The sequence below is a fragment of the Xanthomonas sp. NCPPB 3570 genome (genome assembly GCF_056725115.1).
The window spans coordinates 1,718,556-1,735,227 of sequence record NZ_CM161513.1 but is presented as its reverse complement, the minus strand read 5'-3'; the positions used below and the strand labels follow the sequence as shown (position 1 = coordinate 1,735,227).

At 70.1% G+C, this 16,672-nt stretch carries 14 protein-coding genes; 3 read left to right on the top strand and 11 right to left on the bottom strand.

Features of this window, described 5'->3' with window-relative positions; genetic code table 11:
* Nucleotides 1–243 precede the first annotated feature (243 nt).
* Complete coding sequence (locus AC1PLR_RS07620; protein ID WP_481103164.1) at nucleotides 244–1,791, bottom strand: TROVE domain-containing protein; 1,548 nt, start codon at nucleotides 1,789–1,791, stop codon at nucleotides 244–246.
* A 184-nt stretch (nucleotides 1,792–1,975) separates the two neighbouring features.
* Between AC1PLR_RS07620 and rtcR the strand changes: the two genes are divergently transcribed.
* The gene (gene rtcR / locus AC1PLR_RS07615) at nucleotides 1,976–3,586 is read left to right on the top strand and encodes an RNA repair transcriptional activator RtcR (RefSeq protein ID WP_481103163.1); all 1,611 of its coding nucleotides are present in this window, start codon (nucleotides 1,976–1,978) and stop codon (nucleotides 3,584–3,586) included.
* Nucleotides 3,587–3,776: 190 nt separating this feature from the next.
* On the opposite strand, the gene AC1PLR_RS07610 is transcribed toward rtcR, so the two are convergent.
* From AC1PLR_RS07610 to AC1PLR_RS07570, 9 genes are all read right to left on the bottom strand, one after another.
* Nucleotides 3,777–4,265: a transcriptional repressor gene (locus AC1PLR_RS07610; protein WP_010343476.1), complete on the bottom strand. Its 489-nt coding sequence runs from the start codon at nucleotides 4,263–4,265 to the stop codon at nucleotides 3,777–3,779.
* A 16-nt stretch (nucleotides 4,266–4,281) separates the two neighbouring features.
* On the bottom strand, nucleotides 4,282–5,688 hold the full coding sequence (gene gltX / locus AC1PLR_RS07605) for a glutamate--tRNA ligase (RefSeq protein ID WP_481103162.1): 1,407 nt from the start codon (nucleotides 5,686–5,688) through the stop codon (nucleotides 4,282–4,284).
* Between the two features lie 240 nt (nucleotides 5,689–5,928).
* The gene (locus AC1PLR_RS07600; RefSeq protein ID WP_371182746.1) at nucleotides 5,929–6,813 is read right to left on the bottom strand and encodes a carbon-nitrogen hydrolase family protein; all 885 of its coding nucleotides are present in this window, start codon (nucleotides 6,811–6,813) and stop codon (nucleotides 5,929–5,931) included.
* Entirely contained in the window at nucleotides 6,810–7,415 is a 606-nt protein-coding gene (locus AC1PLR_RS07595) for a GNAT family N-acetyltransferase (RefSeq protein WP_481103161.1), read from the bottom strand. Before AC1PLR_RS07595 ends, AC1PLR_RS07600 begins: the two co-directional genes overlap by 4 nt.
* 288 nt (nucleotides 7,416–7,703) lie before the next feature.
* Nucleotides 7,704–8,132, bottom strand: coding sequence for a hypothetical protein (locus AC1PLR_RS07590; RefSeq protein WP_481103160.1), 429 nt, complete (start codon nucleotides 8,130–8,132; stop codon nucleotides 7,704–7,706).
* Nucleotides 8,133–8,153: 21 nt separating this feature from the next.
* A complete protein-coding gene (gene creD, locus AC1PLR_RS07585) occupies nucleotides 8,154–9,473 on the bottom strand; it encodes a cell envelope integrity protein CreD (RefSeq protein ID WP_481103159.1) in 1,320 nt (439 codons plus the stop codon).
* A gap of 232 nt (nucleotides 9,474–9,705) precedes the next feature.
* A complete protein-coding gene (gene creC, locus AC1PLR_RS07580) occupies nucleotides 9,706–11,148 on the bottom strand; it encodes a two-component system sensor histidine kinase CreC (protein WP_481103158.1) in 1,443 nt (480 codons plus the stop codon).
* 1 nt (nucleotide 11,149) lies between these two features.
* Nucleotides 11,150–11,860, bottom strand: a complete 711-nt coding sequence (gene creB / locus AC1PLR_RS07575; protein WP_481103157.1) for a two-component system response regulator CreB — start codon at nucleotides 11,858–11,860, stop codon at nucleotides 11,150–11,152.
* An 88-nt stretch (nucleotides 11,861–11,948) separates the two neighbouring features.
* Nucleotides 11,949–13,889 carry a diguanylate cyclase gene (locus AC1PLR_RS07570; protein ID WP_481103156.1) on the bottom strand — a complete coding sequence of 647 codons (1,941 nt, stop codon included), beginning with the start codon at nucleotides 13,887–13,889 and terminating at the stop codon, nucleotides 11,949–11,951.
* Between the two features lie 241 nt (nucleotides 13,890–14,130).
* Between AC1PLR_RS07570 and AC1PLR_RS07565 the strand changes: the two genes are divergently transcribed.
* Nucleotides 14,131–14,988 (top strand): 23S rRNA (adenine(2030)-N(6))-methyltransferase RlmJ, encoded by an 858-nt coding sequence (locus tag AC1PLR_RS07565; protein WP_371182760.1) that lies wholly within the window; start codon nucleotides 14,131–14,133, stop codon nucleotides 14,986–14,988.
* A gap of 27 nt (nucleotides 14,989–15,015) precedes the next feature.
* Here AC1PLR_RS07565 and AC1PLR_RS07560 read toward each other — a convergent pair whose 3' ends face one another.
* On the bottom strand, nucleotides 15,016–15,981 hold the full coding sequence (locus AC1PLR_RS07560) for a YwqG family protein (protein WP_481103155.1): 966 nt from the start codon (nucleotides 15,979–15,981) through the stop codon (nucleotides 15,016–15,018).
* A 132-nt stretch (nucleotides 15,982–16,113) separates the two neighbouring features.
* Here AC1PLR_RS07560 and AC1PLR_RS07555 point away from each other — a divergent pair, with 132 nt between their 5' ends.
* A complete protein-coding gene (locus AC1PLR_RS07555) occupies nucleotides 16,114–16,656 on the top strand; it encodes a GNAT family N-acetyltransferase (RefSeq protein ID WP_010343463.1) in 543 nt (180 codons plus the stop codon).
* Nucleotides 16,657–16,672 lie beyond the last annotated feature (16 nt).

The following is a 16,672-nucleotide window of genomic DNA, read 5'->3' as shown; positions in this document are numbered from 1 at the left end:
GACGACCACGACAAGAGAGATGGAACGTTCCCGCTCTGTCCAACTGAGCTACCACCCCATCGCAGGGTGGGCGGGACTCGAACCCGCGACCTGGAGCTTAAGAGGCTGTAGTTCCATCGGCATTCGTGGACGCCGGCGGCGAAACCGGGAAGCGGCAACTGCCGCCTCCATCAACTGAATTCCTGCGTCTGCTGCAGCCCGGCGGGCCCCATTGCCCGCCGGGTAACACCTTCCTTCAAGGCCTCACACCACGATCGAGCCGATCCGCTCGACCCAGCGCTTGGCGCCGGCGCCTTCGGCCGCGAACGTGGCCAGCAGGTCGAACACCGCGTCGCTGAAGCCGCCGACATGCAGGATGTCGTCGCGTTCGACCGTCTGGCTGGTGGCCACCGGCTGCAGGTCGATGCAGACCATGCGTGCCTGCGGGCACCGCGCCTTCAACTCGGCCCAGGCCTGCATGGTCGCGGTCGCGCCGCTACGGGCGTCGCGCCAGCTCTCGTTGTCCGACACCAGCACCAGCAGGTCGACCGGCGCACGCTGCGCGTTCAACTGCAGCAGCGGCGCGCTGACGCTGGTCCCGCCACCGCACAACGCGGCCAGTTGCTGCGCCTGCGCGATCACGTCCTGGCGCTGCCGCAAGCGCAGCGACCGCACCTCGGTGTCGAACGGCAACACCGTGGCGCGCGGGTTGACCCGCTGCACGCAGGCCGCGATCAGCGCGGCCACATCCACGCAGCGCACGCTGCTGCTGGCGCCACGGCGGAAACCGGTCACCGGCGCCGCCATCGAGCCGGACACATCCACCGCCACCACCACGTTGCCGTCCAGTCGCGGCACCTGCCGCGTCGCGATCTCCATCGCCTCACGCAGCGCCTGGCCGATCGGCGGCGGCAACTCACTGGCCGCGGTGCTGGCCACCAACAACTGGTACGGGAACACCCGGGCGCGCTGGATCTGCGCCGGATCGCGCAAGCGTGCCGCGACCTGCGCCACCATCGCCTTGTCCTCGAACACCCCATGCCGCGCGAAGGTGTTGAGGTTCATGCGCAGGGTCTGCCACGAGGCGTTGCGGGCCAGCGCCGCCCAATGCGCCGCGGTCAGCGGCAAGGCGGTGTAGTACTGGAACGGCAACTCGGGCAACGCCCCGGACGGTGCGCGCTTGAACGCCTCGTACGCCTGCAGCAGCGCCGGCAGCGCCTCCTCGCGGTACGGCTTGCCGACCACCCACGCATACAGCGCCTCGCGCTCGGCATCGGCCGGCTTCGGGTGGACCATGCGGATCACGTCGGCTAGCGACGGCTGCTGGCCGATCGCCGCCTGCACGATGGTCTGCGCCGAGGCCTGCTGCAGCCACTGCCGCACCAGGCGCTTGGGCCGCGACCCCAGCGACTTGCGCCCGAGTTGCCCACTGCGCACGATCTGCACGAAGTTGCGCAGCAGGCGGCCGTTGTCGATCACGCGCGGAAAGGCCCGTGCGAACAGGTCGGGATCGCGCGTGGTCAGCGTGGCCAACAACAACGCCGGCATGTCCTTCATGTACGCGACCTGGCGTGCGTAGATCGCGGTCTGCGCGACGAAGGCAGGATCGACCTGCGCGCACAGCCCGAGCACCTGCTGCAGTTGCACCTCGGCACCCGCATAGAAGGTGCCGTTCAAGCAGCCGGTGGCCGCGTACAGCGCCAGCGCCGCTTGCGGCGAACGCGCATAGGCGGCGCCACCGGCGTCGTTGCGCACCGTCGCCGGCGGCAGCAGCGCGCCACGCGAGGACGAGAACAGAGAGAGGTTGGCCATGTCAGGCTCCTGGCGGGAACGGCCCGCGTTGGTGATGCCCAGATGTAGCAATGGCCGTGCCAACTTTTTCGGACACACCTCAAAGCATTGATTAGAAGAAGAAAATTGAGAAACGCGAAGCAGCGCCCGCTTGTTCGATGCCGGCTATTCCTATAAATTAGGCGACACTCTTATAAGGATGGATATGGACAGGCCACAGGTGGTGTTCGGCATGCTCGGCACCCAACTGGATTCCGGCAGCGGCCCCGGGCGCTGGGAGAAGTGGCGCCCGACGGTGGCGCTGGGCATGCACGAGGACTTTCTGCTCAGCCGCCTGGAGCTGCTGACCGACCTGCGCCGCTACCAGAAACTGGCGGAGGTGGTACGCGAGGATCTGGGCCAGGTCTCGCCGGAGACGCAGGTGCAGTTGCACGACACCTATCTGGCCGATCCCTGGGATTTCGAAGGGGTGTACGCCACCCTGCACGACTTCTTCGCCGGCTATACGTTCCGCCCGGACGAAGAGGACTACTACCTGCACATCACCACCGGCAGCCACGTCAGCCAGATCTGCGGCTTCCTGCTGACCGAGAGCCGGCACTTCCCCGGACGCCTGCTGCAGACCTCGCCGCCACGCAAACAGGGCAGCGGCGAGGCCGGCGCCTACACCGTGATCGACCTGGACCTGTCGCGCTACGACCGCATCGCGCAGCGCTTCCAGCAGCAGCAACTGCAGGACCGTGCGTTGCTGAAGAGCGGCATCGCCACGCGCAATGCGGCGTTCAACCGCATGATCGAGCAGATCGAGACCGTGGCCACGCGCTCCAGGGCGCCGATGCTGCTGATGGGGCCGACCGGCGCCGGCAAGAGCCAGTTGGCCAAGCGCGTGTTCGAACTGAAGAAGCTCAAGCACCAGTTGCCGGGGCGTTTCGTCGAGGTCAATTGCGCCACCCTGCGCGGCGACGGCGCCATGAGCGCGCTATTCGGCCATACCAAGGGCGCCTACACCGGCGCGGTCAGCGACCGCCCGGGGCTGCTGCGCTCGGCCCACCAGGGCCTGCTGTTCCTTGACGAGATCGGCGAGCTGGGCCTGGACGAGCAGGCCATGCTGCTGCGGGCGCTGGAGGAGAAGCGCTTCCTGCCGGTCGGCAGCGACCGCGAGGTGGAGAGCGAGTTCCAGCTGATCGCCGGCACCAACCGCGACCTGCACCAGCACGTCGCGCAGGGCCGCTTCCGCGAGGACCTGCTGGCGCGCCTGAACCTGTGGACCTACCACCTGCCCGGCCTGGCCGAGCGCCGCGAGGACATCGAGCCGAACCTGGACTTCGAACTGGAGCGCTGGTCGCGCGAGCAGCACCAGCGGGTGACCTTCAATCGCGAGGCGCGCAGCCGCTACCTCGCCTTCGCCACCGGCGCGGAGGCGCGCTGGCACGGCAACTTCCGCGACCTCAGCGCCTCGGTGATGCGCCTGGCGACGCTGGCCAATGCCGGGCGCATCCAGCGCGAACTGGTGGAGGAAGAAATCGAGCGCCTGCGTCGACAATGGCGCGACGGCACCCCGCCCTCGCCGCTGGACGCACTGCTCGGCGAGGCGGCGGCCCAGCTGGACCGTTTCGACCGCGTGCAACTGGAAGACGTGGTGCGGGTCTGCGCGACGGCGAAGTCGCTATCGCAGGCCGGACGCGAACTGTTCGCCGTGTCCCGCACGCAGCGCGCCAGCACCAACGACGCCGACCGCCTGCGCAAGTACCTGGCGCGGTTCGGACTGGACTGGGAGCAGGTGCGCGAGGGTGGGCACGCCACACCGACGGACTGAGCAAGCGCGCCTGGCGACCTCGGACGCTCGGGCATCCCGCTACCTGCAAGGGCGCATAAAACAGCACGCAGCGAAACGTCGCCACCCTCCCCCGGCGCGCCCATGCGCGCAGCGGCGGCAGTCAAATACGATCAGATCGCGCGCATGCCGCAGCCGGTGGACACGCGACACAAAGAAACGCGCGCCAGGCTCAACCCGCGCACTTCGCGCACAGCCCGTGCACTTCCAGGGTCTGCGCCTGCGGCTGGAAGCCCAGCGCCTTGGCGCGCTGCTCCAGTTGCGCGACCACGTCGCGGTCCTCCAGTTCCACCGCGCTGTGGCAGCGGTCGCAGATCAGGAACGGCACCGAATGCTGTGCGCTGCTCGGGTGGTGACAGGCGACGAAGGCGTTGACCGATTCGAGCTTGTGCACGAAGCCGTTGGCCATCAGGAAATCCAGCGCGCGGTACACCGTGGGCGGGGCGTCGGCGCCCACGCCCTTGCCTTCGCGCACCCATTCCAGCAGGTCATAGGCCTTGACCGGCCGCCCGGCCTCGGCGATCAGCCGCAGCACGTTGGCGCGGATCGGGGTCAGGCGCAGACCGCGCTCGCGGCTGACCCGCTCCACCACCTTGACGAAGTCGGCAGCGTCGTGGACGTGGTGGTGCGGCTCGGTGCAGGCGGTCTTCTTGCTGGACATGGCGGTCTCCCGGGAATCAGCTTCCCGCTGGGATCTTGATGAGCGCGGCGTCGATGCGTTTCAAGGCCTCCTCGCGCCCGGCCAGGTAGACGGTCTGCGAGATGTCCGGGCTGACCTGGGTGCCGGTGATGGCCACGCGCAGCGGCTGCGCCACCTTGCCCATGCCGATCTCCAGGGCGGTGGCGGTGTCGTGCAGCGCGGCGGCGACGCCGTCCAGGCTCCACTGCGGCAGCGCGGCCAGCAGTTCCCGGGCCTTACCCAGCGCCAGTTCCGCGCCCGGCTTGAAGTGCTTGGCCACCGCCGCGTCGTCGTAGCTGGTGAGCGGGCGATACCAGACTTCGGCCTTCTCGGCCATTTCCTTCAGGGTCTGCACGCGCTCGCGCAGCGCCACCACCACCTCGGCCGCGGACGGGCCGGCGGCCGGGTCGATGCCGAGCTTGCGCAACTGGAATTCCAGCTGCGGCGCGATCGTCGCCGGGTCGTCGCTCTTGAGGTAGTGCTGGTTGACCCAGCCCAGCTTGGCCATGTCCAGGCGCGCAGCCTTGGAATTGACGTCCTTGACGTCGAATAGGTCGATCAACTCCTGGCGCCCGAACAACTCCTGGTCGCCGTGCGACCAGCCCAGCCGCGCCAGGTAGTTGATCAGCGCGTGCGGCAGGTAGCCGGCGTCCTTGTACTGCATCACGTCGGCCGCGCCGGTGCGCTTGGACAGCTTGGCGCCCTGCTCGTCGAGGATCATCGGCATGTGCGCGAACTTCGGCACCGGCGCGCCCAGCGCCTGGTAGATGTTGATCTGCCGCGGGGTGTTGTTGATGTGGTCGTCGCCGCGGATCACCTCGGTGATGGCCATGTCCCAGTCGTCCACCACCACCGCGAAGTTGTAGGTGGGGTAGCCGTCGGGACGGAAGATCACCATGTCGTCCAGTTCGCTGTTGGCGATCTCGATGCGGCCCTTGATCAGGTCGTCGAACGCCACCACGCCCTCGGTCGGGTTCTTGAAGCGGATCACCCGGTTGGGATCGTCGCGGTACGGCAGGTTCAGCTCGCGCGCGGCGCCGTTGTAGCGCGGCTTTTCCTGCCGCGCCATCGCCGCTTCGCGCATGGCGTCCAGTTCCTCGCGGGTCTCGTAGGCGTAGTAGGCCTTGCCCTGCGCCAGCAACTGCTCGGCGACCTCGCGATACCGGTCCAGGCGCCGGGTCTGGTAGATCGGGCCTTCGTCGTAATCCAGGCCCAGCCATTCCATCGCCTCCAGGATCGCGTCGATCGCCGCCTGGGTGCTGCGCTCGCGGTCGGTGTCCTCGATCCGCAGCACGAATTCGCCGCCGCGGTGGCGCGCCTCCAGCCAGCAGTACAGCGCGGTGCGCGCGCCGCCGATGTGCAGATAACCGGTGGGACTGGGGGCAAAACGGGTGCGGCAGGCCATGGAACGCTCGAAACGACGGGAATCGGGCGATTTTACCTTGATGGTGCGGCGCCTGCTGGCGCCGCGGGATTGGGGATTGGGGATTGGGGATTGGGGATTGGGGATTGGGGATTGGGGATTGGGGATTGGGGATTGGGGATTGGGGATTGGGGATTCGGGATTCGGGATTGGTAAAGCAGCGTCTCACCCCGGGAACAGGGCATGGCGCGCCGAGGCGCGGCACGCTGGCAGGAAACGCTCCTATGCGAAGCGGCTCAGTTCCGCACGTAGCACGGCCGGTGCCAGTTGCCCGCGCCAGTCGCGGTCGTTGGCCACTTGTGCGTTGGCGCGACTGGCTTCGAACGCGGCGAAATCCAGTTCGGCGATCGCCCAGACCTGCTCGCCGCGGGTCTGCGCGACGATGCCGTCGGCGGGGAAGCCGGCGTCCATCGGCGCGTACAGCGTGGCCTCGCCGGTGTTCACGTCCAGCGCCGGGCTCCACTCGGCGACGCCGGCGGTCACCGACTGGGCCACGAAGATGCGGTTCTCCAGCGCCCGCGCCAGGCAGCCCACGCGCACGCGGGTGGCGCCGGCCTCGGTGTCGGTGCAACTGGGCACCACCAGCAGGCGCGCGCCGGCCTCGTACTGGGCGCGGACCGGCAGCGGGAACTCGCTGTCGTAGCAGACCGCCACGCCGGCGCGCACGCCCTCGGCCTCGAACACCTTCAACGCCTCGCCGCCGTCGATCAGGCCGGTGGCCTTTTCGAAGCCGGTCAGCTGCAGCTTGTCCTGCCAGCCGTGGCCGCCGTCCGGGGTGAACCAGTAGGCGCGATTGCGGTAGCGCCCCTGGCCGTCGTCAAGCAGGAAGCTGCCGGCGACCACGTGCAGGCGATGGCGCCGTGCCAGGTCGGCGAACAAGGCCAGGTACGGCGCATGCAGCGCCTGGATCGCCGCCAGCGAGGCCGGCAGCCGCGCCGACACGTCGGCGCCGAAAGTCGCGGCCAGTTCCAGCGACAGATACTCGGGCAGCACCGCCAGCTGCGCGCCGGCCTGCGCGGCCTCGCCGAGCAGCGCGGCCTGCTTGTCGGCGAAGGCGGTGAAGTCGGCGGGCGCGCCGATCGGGTACTTGGCGACGGCGACTTTCATGCGACAGGCTCCAGCGCGCGGGTCCAGAAACCCAGGGTATGCGGCGTTTCGCCGCGGCCGACCTCGTTCCACGGCAGGTGCATGCGCAAGGCCGGCTGCGGTTGGTAGCCGCGCTTGCGCCAGAACGCGTCGTTGCCGCGGTAATCCGGCGGCCGTCGCGGATCGTCGGGCGCCCGCTCCACCGAACAGAACGCGGTCAGGCGGAAGCTGCCGAGCGCGCGCGCATGCGCCTCGCGTTCGTCGAAGAAGGCATGGCCGACGCCGCGGCCGCGGTACTGCGGCAACAACACCGACTCGCCGAAATAGAACACCCCGGCGGGGTCGATCTCACTGCCGGCAAAAGCCGCCGCGAACGCCTCGGCATCGTCGAGCAATGGCAGCCCGGTGGAAGCGCCGACCACCCGGTCGCCGTCGCGTGCCAGTACGAACACGCTGTCCGGCGAGGCGGCGTAGGCGGCCAGGTAGTCGCGTTCGTAGCCCAGATCGCCGTCGTAGAGGTACGGCCAGTCGCGGAACACCGCGATGCGCAACTGCGCGACCGCGTCCAGGAACGGCACGATCCCGGCGCCGCGCAGGCGCTGAATGGAGAGCGGAGAGTGCATCCGTGCACTCTACCGCAAGCGTTTCCCTGGCGCTGCCTGCCTGGCGGTGCCCTGGCGTGTGCGTCCTTGCCGCTTCCTTGCGGGGGCGTCCTGCCCGTCCTGTGAAGCCTGCGCTTCCTTGCACTGCCTGGCGATGTCCTTGCGCGCACGTCCCTGCCGCATCCCTGCATGAGCGTCCTGCCCGTCCTGTGACCGGCGGTGGCGTCCTGCCACCGTCGGTGTTCCTGTCGTCGATGGCCGATGTCGATCCGGCCCCGCTGTAGCGGCGATCGGCACGGCCACCCACCCTCATCGCCACCAGCGGCACAGCAGCGCCGCCTGTGCCGGCAAGACCAGCAGGCGCGCGCGGCCTTGCGCCTCCCAGGTGACGAAACCCGCCGCCGACGCGCCGCTGGCGTCCTCCGCGGCAGCCCGAACCGGATCGCGGCGCAGCGCGCGCCAGGGGCAGTAGCGCCATGGCACGGCATCGCCCGGCAGGGCCGCGCGCGCCTGCAGTGCGCCGCCCAGGAACGTCGCCGCGTCGCCGGCCAGTGCCGCGCGGCTGCGTTCGCTCAGGCGCAGCCACAGGGCGCCGCCGCGGTCGGCGGCGGTGACCAGTGCCGCCTGCGCGCTGCGCGCCAGCGTCGCCGGCAGGTTGCCGGGGTGCAGGCCATGGGTTTCCAGGGCGGCGGGCAGCAGCGCCTGCAGACGCCGATGCAGATGACGGTGCGCGACCATGTCCGATCTCCTCGCGACGGCTCAGCGCAGCGACGCGCCGAGTTCGTACCAGTCGATCCGGCGGGTGATCCACATGATCGCGCCGAGGATGCCGAACAGCAGCAGCGAGCCCATCAGCAAGGCGTTGTCTTCCGAGGCCAGCAGGCCGTACAGCGCGCCGTACAGCACGGTGAGCATGCTGGCGAAGCCGGCCGCGCGCAGGCGGCTGCGCAAGACCCCGGACAGGTAGAAGAACTGCAATCCGATACAGGCCACCGCCGAGACGAGATACGCCTGCCAGAACGGGATGTGCTCGGACAGGCTGAGCAGCAGCAGGAAGAAGATCGCCAGCGCCAGGCCGACCAGCAGGTACTGCAGCGGATGGATCGGCAGGCGCCTGATCAGTTCGAACAGGCCGAAGGCGACGAAGGTCAGCACCACGAACAGCAGGCCGTACTTGCTGGCGCGCTCGGCCTGCGTATACACGTCCACCGGGTCGACCAGATCCACCCGCAAGGCGTCCAGATCCTGTCCGCCGGAGGTCAGCTGCGACTGCGCACCGGTCGCCAGCGACGACAGCGCCCAGCTCGCCTGGAACCCCTGCGCGGTGATACGGCGCTCGTTGGGCAGAAAACGGCCGCCGAACAGCGGATGCGGCCACGGCGAACTCAGCGCGATCTGGTTGTCGTCGCCCACCGGCACGATCGACAGCGCCTGGGTGCCGTCGAGCACGAACTCCATCTGCACATCGTGCAGGTCGGTCAGCCGGCCCTGTTGCGTATCGCGCAATGCCGGCAGCACCGCGTGCACGCCCTTGGAGATGTTTGCCAGCCCTTCCGAGCCAGGCTGCAGCGGCAGCGCGCGGCCGTCGGCGCGCAGGTTGGGCGTACCGACCAGGCCGCGCACGTCCTGCAGGCCGATCGCCAGGTACGGTGTGCCGTAGCGGCGGCCGTCGGCAGCGGCATAGTCGAGATCCTCGAATTCGGCCTTGAGCCGCGCATGCCAGCTGTACACCTGCACCTTGAACAGACCGATATGGCGCTGTGACGGCTTCAGTTCGCCCTCCACCTGCAGCCGCCGCGGCGCCTGCAGCACGTAGCCGGTCTCGGTCTCGCGCTTGGTCACGCGCTTGCCGTCGGCGTCGAGCACCGCGACGTCGCGCTCCTGGGTCCACGGGATCACCCGCAGCGGCCCGAGCAGGCGCTGCTCGCCGGCCTTGCTCTGCGACACCCGTTCCACCGCCTCGTCGCGGTAGTGCTGGCGGTCCTGCACGGTGCCGCGAATCATCATCAGCGGGATCAGCAACAACAGGATCAATCCGCCGATGGTGGCGAATCGCAACAGCAGCTTCAGGGATTTCATGGCGGCCTCTGGGTTTGGGAGGGCGCCAGGATGCGGCCGCTGCGTGGGCGGGGTTTGAGGCGAATTTGAAGTGGGTGTGAAGTGGGAGGAGCCGGGATTGGGGAATCGGGATTGGTGGCCGGCATCCCGTCGACGCGGCATGCCCTACTGTAGGAGCGGCTTCAGCCGCGAAGGGCTCTACCGGGAGCGCACGGTCGCGGCTGAAGCCGCTCCTACACGAGCGCTCTCCGGCTCAGGCCAGCGGCAACGCCAGGCAGGCCACCGCGCCACCGCCGTCGCGGTTGCGCAGGCTGGCGTCGCCGCCATGCAGGCGCGCCACCTCGCGCACGAACGGCAGGCCGAGGCCGGAGCTGCGCTGGCCGGTGGCCGGGCGCGCCAGCGAATAGAAACGCTCGAACACCCGCTCCAGCGCGTAGTCGGGAACGCCCGGACCGGCGTCCTCCACCACCAGCAGCACGCGCGCATCGGCGCCGCGTTCGGCGCGCAGCACGATGCTCGCGCCTTCCGGGGAGAAGGCGATGGCGTTGTCGAGCAGGTTGTGCAGCGCCTGCCGCAGCAGATAGGGATCGCCCGACACCACCAAGGTCGGATCCAGTGCCTGCACCTGCAACTGCAGTCCGCGCGCCTGCAGTTGCGGCGCCAGCGCTTCGGCCAGGTCCCCGCACAGCGGCGCCAGCGCCACCGGTTCGCGCCGCTGCAGCCAGCCGTGCTGTTCCACCTCGGCCAGCGCCAGCAGCTTGTCGATGGTCTCGGTAAGGCGCTGCTGCTGCTCGGCGATGTTGCGCACGAAGCGCTGCCGTTCCGGCTCCGGCAGCGGCTCCTGCAGCAGTTCCGCGGCGCCGCGGATCGCTGCCAGCGGGCTCTTCATCTCGTGGGTCAGCGACTGCACGTACTGCTCGACGTACTGCTTGCCCTCCAGCTTGCGGCGCATCGTCTCCAGCGCGCGGCCGAGATCGCCGATCTCGTCGCGGCGCGGCGGCGGCGGCGGCACCGGCGCACCGGCACTGACCGCCTGCGCATAGCGGTTGAGCCGGCCGATGCCGCGCAGCAGGCCCCAGGTCATCAGGATGCCGATCAGCGCGGAGATGCCGATCAGCCAGGCGCCGCGCAACAGGATGCTGCGCTGGCTGGCGACGATGAACGGCTCGATGCTGCGGTTGGGCTGGGACAGGGTCAGCACGCCGATCAGCCGCTGCGGCTCGGCCGGATCGTAGACCGGCGCGGCCACATGCATCACCGTGTGTTTGGGGTCGCCGTCGGCCTCGGGACTGGAGCGGGCGCCGTACTCGCCGCGCAGGGTGCGGTACACGTCGTTCCAGCGCGCGTTGTCGCGGCCGATGTCCTGCCCGCGCGAGTCGAACACCACGATGCCCGCCGTATCGGTGATGGTGACGCGGTAGTCGACACTGTGCTTGGGGAAGCGCCAGACCATCGCACGCGGATCGCGCCGCTGCGCGGCGGCCAGGTCGCGGGCGAAGCGGCCGCTGGCGATGTGCCCGTCCTTCAGGTCCTGCGCAGCCATCTGCGCCAGCACGTTGGCCGCGTCCACCAGGGTCGATTCCATCGCCTGGCGCACGCCCGGCTTGACCTCGTTGACGAACACCCGCATCACGAAGAAGGCGGCCACGCCGACGATCAGGAAGAAGCCCAGGAACAGCTTCAGCCCCAGCCGCACCTCAGGCCTCCAGCGCGTAGCCGAGGCCGCGGTGGGTGCGGATCGGGTCGTGGATGGCACCGGCCGCGCGCAACTTGGCGCGCAGGGTCTTGATGTGGGTGTCGACGGTGCGGTCGGCGCTGTCGGCGCTGCTGTCCCAGCCGCGGTCCATCAGTTGCGCGCGACTGAGGATGGCGCCGGGCCGCTGCAACAGCGCCGCTAGCAGCGCGTACTCGTAGCGGGTCAGCTCCAGCGGCGCGTCGCGCCAGCGGATGCGGCGGCCGTCGCGGTCGATGGCGAAATCGCCGTGCTGCTGCCAGCCGGCGTCGGCATCGCCGACCACCACCGCCGGGCGCCGCAGCCGCGCCCGCACCCGTGCGACCAGCTCGCGCGGCGAGAACGGCTTGGCCATGTAGTCGTCGGCACCCAGTTCCAGGCCGAGCACGCGGTCGATCTCCTCGTTGCGCGCGGTCAGGAACAGCACCGGCACCTGGCTGAAGCCGCGCAGCGTGCGGCACACCTCGAACCCGCTCAGGTCCGGTAGGCCCACGTCCAGCACCACCACGTCGATGCCGCCCTCGCGCAGCTGCGCCAGCGCCTCGCGGCCGAGCTGGCAATGCCGCACCGCGTAGCCCTCGCTGCGCAGCGCGTACAGCACGGTGTCGGCGATGGCGGATTCGTCCTCGACCACGAGGACACAGGCGGCGGCAGGCGTGGACATGGCGCGCAGCATAGCCGCCGCGCGGGCGCCGCGGCAGCCTGTGCGGCCGTCGCCGGCGTCGGCCGTGGTCGGCGCAGCCTGCGACGTGTGCAGGCCGGCGTCAGCGATCGCTGCCGCCGCGCAGGTTGGCCGCGCCCGGCGGCAAGGCCAACTCCACCCGGTTGCGGCCACCGTGCTTGGCCCGGTACAGCGCCGCATCGGCGCGCGCCAGCAGCGCCTGGCTGCTCTCGCCGGCGCCGGCCTCGGCGACGCCGATGCTGACGGTCAGGCGCAGGCCCGGCACGATCGTGTCGAACGCCTGCCGTTCCAGCACCTCGCGCAGCTGCCCGGCCAGTTGGCTTGCCTCGGCGCAGGTGGCACCGGGCAGCAACGCCAGGAACTCCTCGCCACCGGTCCGGCCGAAGCTGTCGTTCCTGCGCAGGCGCTGGCGCAGGGTCGTGGCGACCAGCCGCAGCACCTGGTCGCCCGCAGCGTGGCCATGCTCGTCGTTGATCCGCTTGAAGTGGTCCACGTCCAGCGCCAGCACCGACAGCGGCATGCGCCCGCCGCGTGGCAGCGCCGCCAGCGCAGTGTCGAGTTCGGCCAGCACCTGGCGCCGCGAGGCGACGCCGGTGAGGCTGTCGATGCGCACTTCGCGGCGGGCGCCGCGCAGGCGCCGAAGGGTCAGGAACAACACCCCGCCCAGCACGACCAGTAACAGCAGCGCCGCGCCCAGCAACGCGCGCCGCAGGGTCGCCTCGCGCTCCATCGCCTGCAACCGGTTGCGCTGGGTTTCGGCCTTCTGCGCCAGTTGCAGCGCCGCCAGGTCACGCTCGCGGCTTTCCGATTCGGCGATCAGGAACTGCGATTGCTCGCGCTGCATGCGCGTGTCCAGTTCCTGCTGCACGCGCATCTGCGCCTCGCGCGCATCCAGCGCCTGGCGCCAGGCGCCCAGCGCGCGCAAGGCGGTGGCCTTGAGGTCAAGCACGTCGCTGAGGCTGCGCAGGTCGCCGTTGGCGCGGTAGCCCTGCTCGGCCCGCTCGACCAGCGCCAGTGCGGCCCGCGCATCGCCGCTGCGTTCGGCGATCAGCGCATCCACGTAGTCGCGCCGCGCGCGCATCAGCCGCGTGGCGCCCATCGTGACCAGTTGCGTCTCGGCCTGCTGCCGCTGCGCGCGTGCCTGCGGCAGGTGGCCCAGCAGCGCGTTGACCCGGGCCGCGCGCAGCAGCAACGACGCCTGCGAGCCTTCCTGCGGATGGCGGCCATGCAGGTCCGCTGCGCGCAGATAGGCGGCCAGCGCCGCCGGCAGGTCGCCACGCTGCTCGGCGATGGCGCCTTCGCGCTCCACCGCCAGCGCCTGCATATAGCCGCCATCGCCCTGCCTGGCCCGCTGCAGGACCTCGGCGACGACCTGCTGCGACAGGTCCGGCAAGCCCATGTCCAGGTAGGCGTCGGCAATGCCGATCAGGGTCAGCAGCGCCACCCAGCCGCCATCGCGCCGTGCGTCGAGCGCGCGCAGTTCCTGCAAAGTGCGCAGCGACTGCGCGTAGTGGCCGGCGTCGCGCTCGGCGAAGGCACGCATGCGCAGGGCCGCCGCGCGCAATCGCGGGAACCGCTGCGCGTCGGTCAGCGCCAGGATCGTGGTGGCGGGCCGCAGATAGGCCGGGCGCTGGCCGTCGTTGTACAGCGCATAGGTTTCGCACAGCAGATACTCCAGCCGGACCTGCACATGGGTGCGCGCGACCGCGCCGCGCGCGCCGCGCCGCGCCTGCTCCACCGCCGCGGCAGGACCCTGCGGAAAATGCTGGCAGTCGAAGGCATCCAGGCGCGCGCGCCGCACCGGATCGCTGGCAGGCAGCAGCGCCTGCAGGCGCGCATGCGCGACGCGGTAGGCCTGCTCGTCGGCGGCCATGTCCTTGCCGTGCGCACCGACATCCTCGATCAGCGCATCGAACGCCGCAGCCTGTGCCGCGCGGGGGCTGGATGGCTCGGCACGGGCGGCGCCGAATGCGGCGAACGGCAGTGCCAGTGCAAGAACACCGAGCAACAGGGAAGAAGGCATCGACATGCAGACCGTGGCACTCGCCGACCGCCCATCTGGCAGCGGCACTGCGCACCCGAACGCTGCGACGACGCCTGCGCCCGGGTGCACAGGCCCAATCGTCCACGCCGTCCGGCCCCAGGTCCGGAAAGCGCCGCGGCCGCGAGCGGCCGCCCGCTTAGTGTACCGCGGCTGCGGAGACGCCCTGCCCGGCATCGCGGCAGGCGTGGCCGGCCGACGTGGCGCCCCGTACACTGCACGGATGAATTACCGCCACGCCTTCCACGCCGGCAACCATGCCGACGTCCTCAAGCACATCGTGCTGCTGGCGCTGCTCGATGCGTTCAAGCGCAAGGACAGCCCGTTCTTCGTGCTCGATACCCACGCCGGGCGCGGCCGCTACCTGTTTGCGGCCAACGAGGCGCGCAAGACCGGCGAGGCGGTCGCCGGCGTGCTGCGGCTGATGGGCCAGCCGACCCTGCCGGAGGTGGTGGAGCGCTACCTGCGCGCAGTGCAGGCCGACAACCCAGTGGGAGCGCTGGTCGCCTATCCCGGCTCGCCGCTGCTGGTGGCGCAGGCGCTGCGCGAGCAGGACCGGCTGGCCGCCTGCGAACTGCAGCCCGAGGAAGCCGCCGAACTGAAGGCGTTGTTCGCCCACGACCGCCGCGTGCAGGTGCATGCCGGCGACGGCTATGCGGCGATCAAGGCGTTCCTGCCGCCGAAGTCCGGGGCCAACCGGATCGGCCGTGGGCTGGTGCTGATCGATCCGCCCTACGAAGCGCAGGACGCCGAGTACCCGCTGATCGTGGCCGCGCTGCGCGAGACCCTGAGCCGTTGGCCGCAGGCGGTATGCGCGGTGTGGTATCCGATCAAGCAGCGCCGCAGCCTGCAGCCGTTCTTCCGCAAGGCCGCGGCGTTGCCGGTGGCCTCGGCGCTGGTCGCCGAACTGCAGGTGCGCCCGGACGATTCGCCGCTGCGGCTCAACGGCAGCGGCATGCTGCTGCTCAATCCGCCCTGGCAGTTCGAGCAGGCGCTGGCGCAGGCGCTGCCGCCGCTGAAGGCGCACCTGGGCGAGGCCGGCGCCAGCACGCGCCTGGAGTGGCTCAAGCGCGAGGCGTGAGGTATTGGCGGCGGCGCACTCGCGCGCTCAGAAGCAGTCCCAGTTGTAGGCGACCCGGCTGAAATCGCCGCGCCGCAGGTCGTCCGGATCGATGAAGAAATTGGCGACGCCGCTGTCGCCCCACATCATCTCCTCGTCGCTGTCCAGTTGCAGCAGCAGCACCTGCTTGTCCTGCAGGGTGCGCGGATCTTCCTGAGTGAACTCCGGGTAGCCACCGAGCTTGTTGCCGCCACGGCTCAGCGCATCGAACAGCGCGTCGTCCACCGCATCCTGCGACACCGTGTGGCGCTTGGCGTAGGCGGCGGCCACCTGCTCCAGCGGCGTGCCCAGCACCTGCTCGAAGCGCACATCGCTGCTGCCGATGGTTTCCTCGCCGGCGTCGAACCGCATCGCCCGCGGCCGCGCCGGATCGAACGGCAGCGTCTCGGCCGCCGGCAACGGCACCTCGGCCTGCCGCGCCGACGCCTTCGGCTGCGGCCAGTACACCACGCGGAAATTGCGTTGTTCGCTCAGCGCGGCCAGGTCGCTGCGCGCACCACCGAAGTTGGCCCCGTAGAAGTCGTCGTCGCCGCCGATGAAGAACTGCAGCATGCCCTGGCGCGGGTAGCCGGGCAGCGGCGGCATCCGCGCCAGATCGATCTGCGCCAGCAGCGCCAGCGGCTGGCCGTCGGCCGCGTGCGGATACGGCCTGTCGCCGGTCCAGTAAGGACGGCCGCCGACCTTGCTGGCCAGGCGATCGTCCTGCGCCATCGGCTGCAGTTGCACGTGCAGCACCGGCCGGCGCGTGGCCTGCAGGCGCGCCTGGTACGGGGCCAATGCCTGCGTCGCCAGTTGCTCCGCATCGGCGACTGGAGCGGCGGTGGTGGCGGTCGGCGTGTCGTGGAGCTGCGCGCGCAGCAGCCACCTGCCACCGCCCACCAGCAGCCCCACCAGCAGCGCGGCCAGGCCCAGCCCGATCGCCGCGGAGACGGCCACGGCATGCGATGTCTTCATCGTCGTGCATTCCCTTGAACGAAGCGCCACTCTAGCAAGACCAGCCGAACGGCACATCGGCAGGACGCTGCGTTCACGGGCGTAAGGTTTTGGTAATGCGAGAATCCAGGCTTCGTCGAGGATCATACGGCCATGGCTACCCGCAACCGCATGCCTCCGTGGCATGAAACCTTCACCCTGCCCAGTGGGCGCGAATTACTGATCCGGCCGATCCGGCCGGAGGACAGCGCGCCGCTGCAGGGTGCCTTCGGCCTGCTCGGGCCGACCGAGATCCGCGAGCGCTTCCTGCATTCGACGCAGGAACTGACCGAGGACATGGCGCAACGCCTCACCCATCCCAATCCGAAGTCGGAACTGATCCTGGTCGCCGCCGAGCCGCTGCCGCCGGGCGAGGCCGTGGTCGGCGCGGTGGCGCGCGCGGCGATCAACCCCGGCACCCGCGAGGCGCAGTACGCGATCCTGGTCAGCAGCTTCGTCTCCGGGCAAGGGTTGGGCCGGCAACTGATGCGCAAGCTGGTCAAGTGGGCGCGCCGCAAGTACCTGGACCGGCTCTACGGCGACGTGCTCGAACGCAACGTGCCGATGCTGCAGCTGGCCGAGTCGCTGGGCTTCCAGCGCATGCCGCATCCGGACAATCCGGACCTGGTGCGGGTGGTGCTCGAACTGGGTAACTGATTCCCCGCGCACCGAC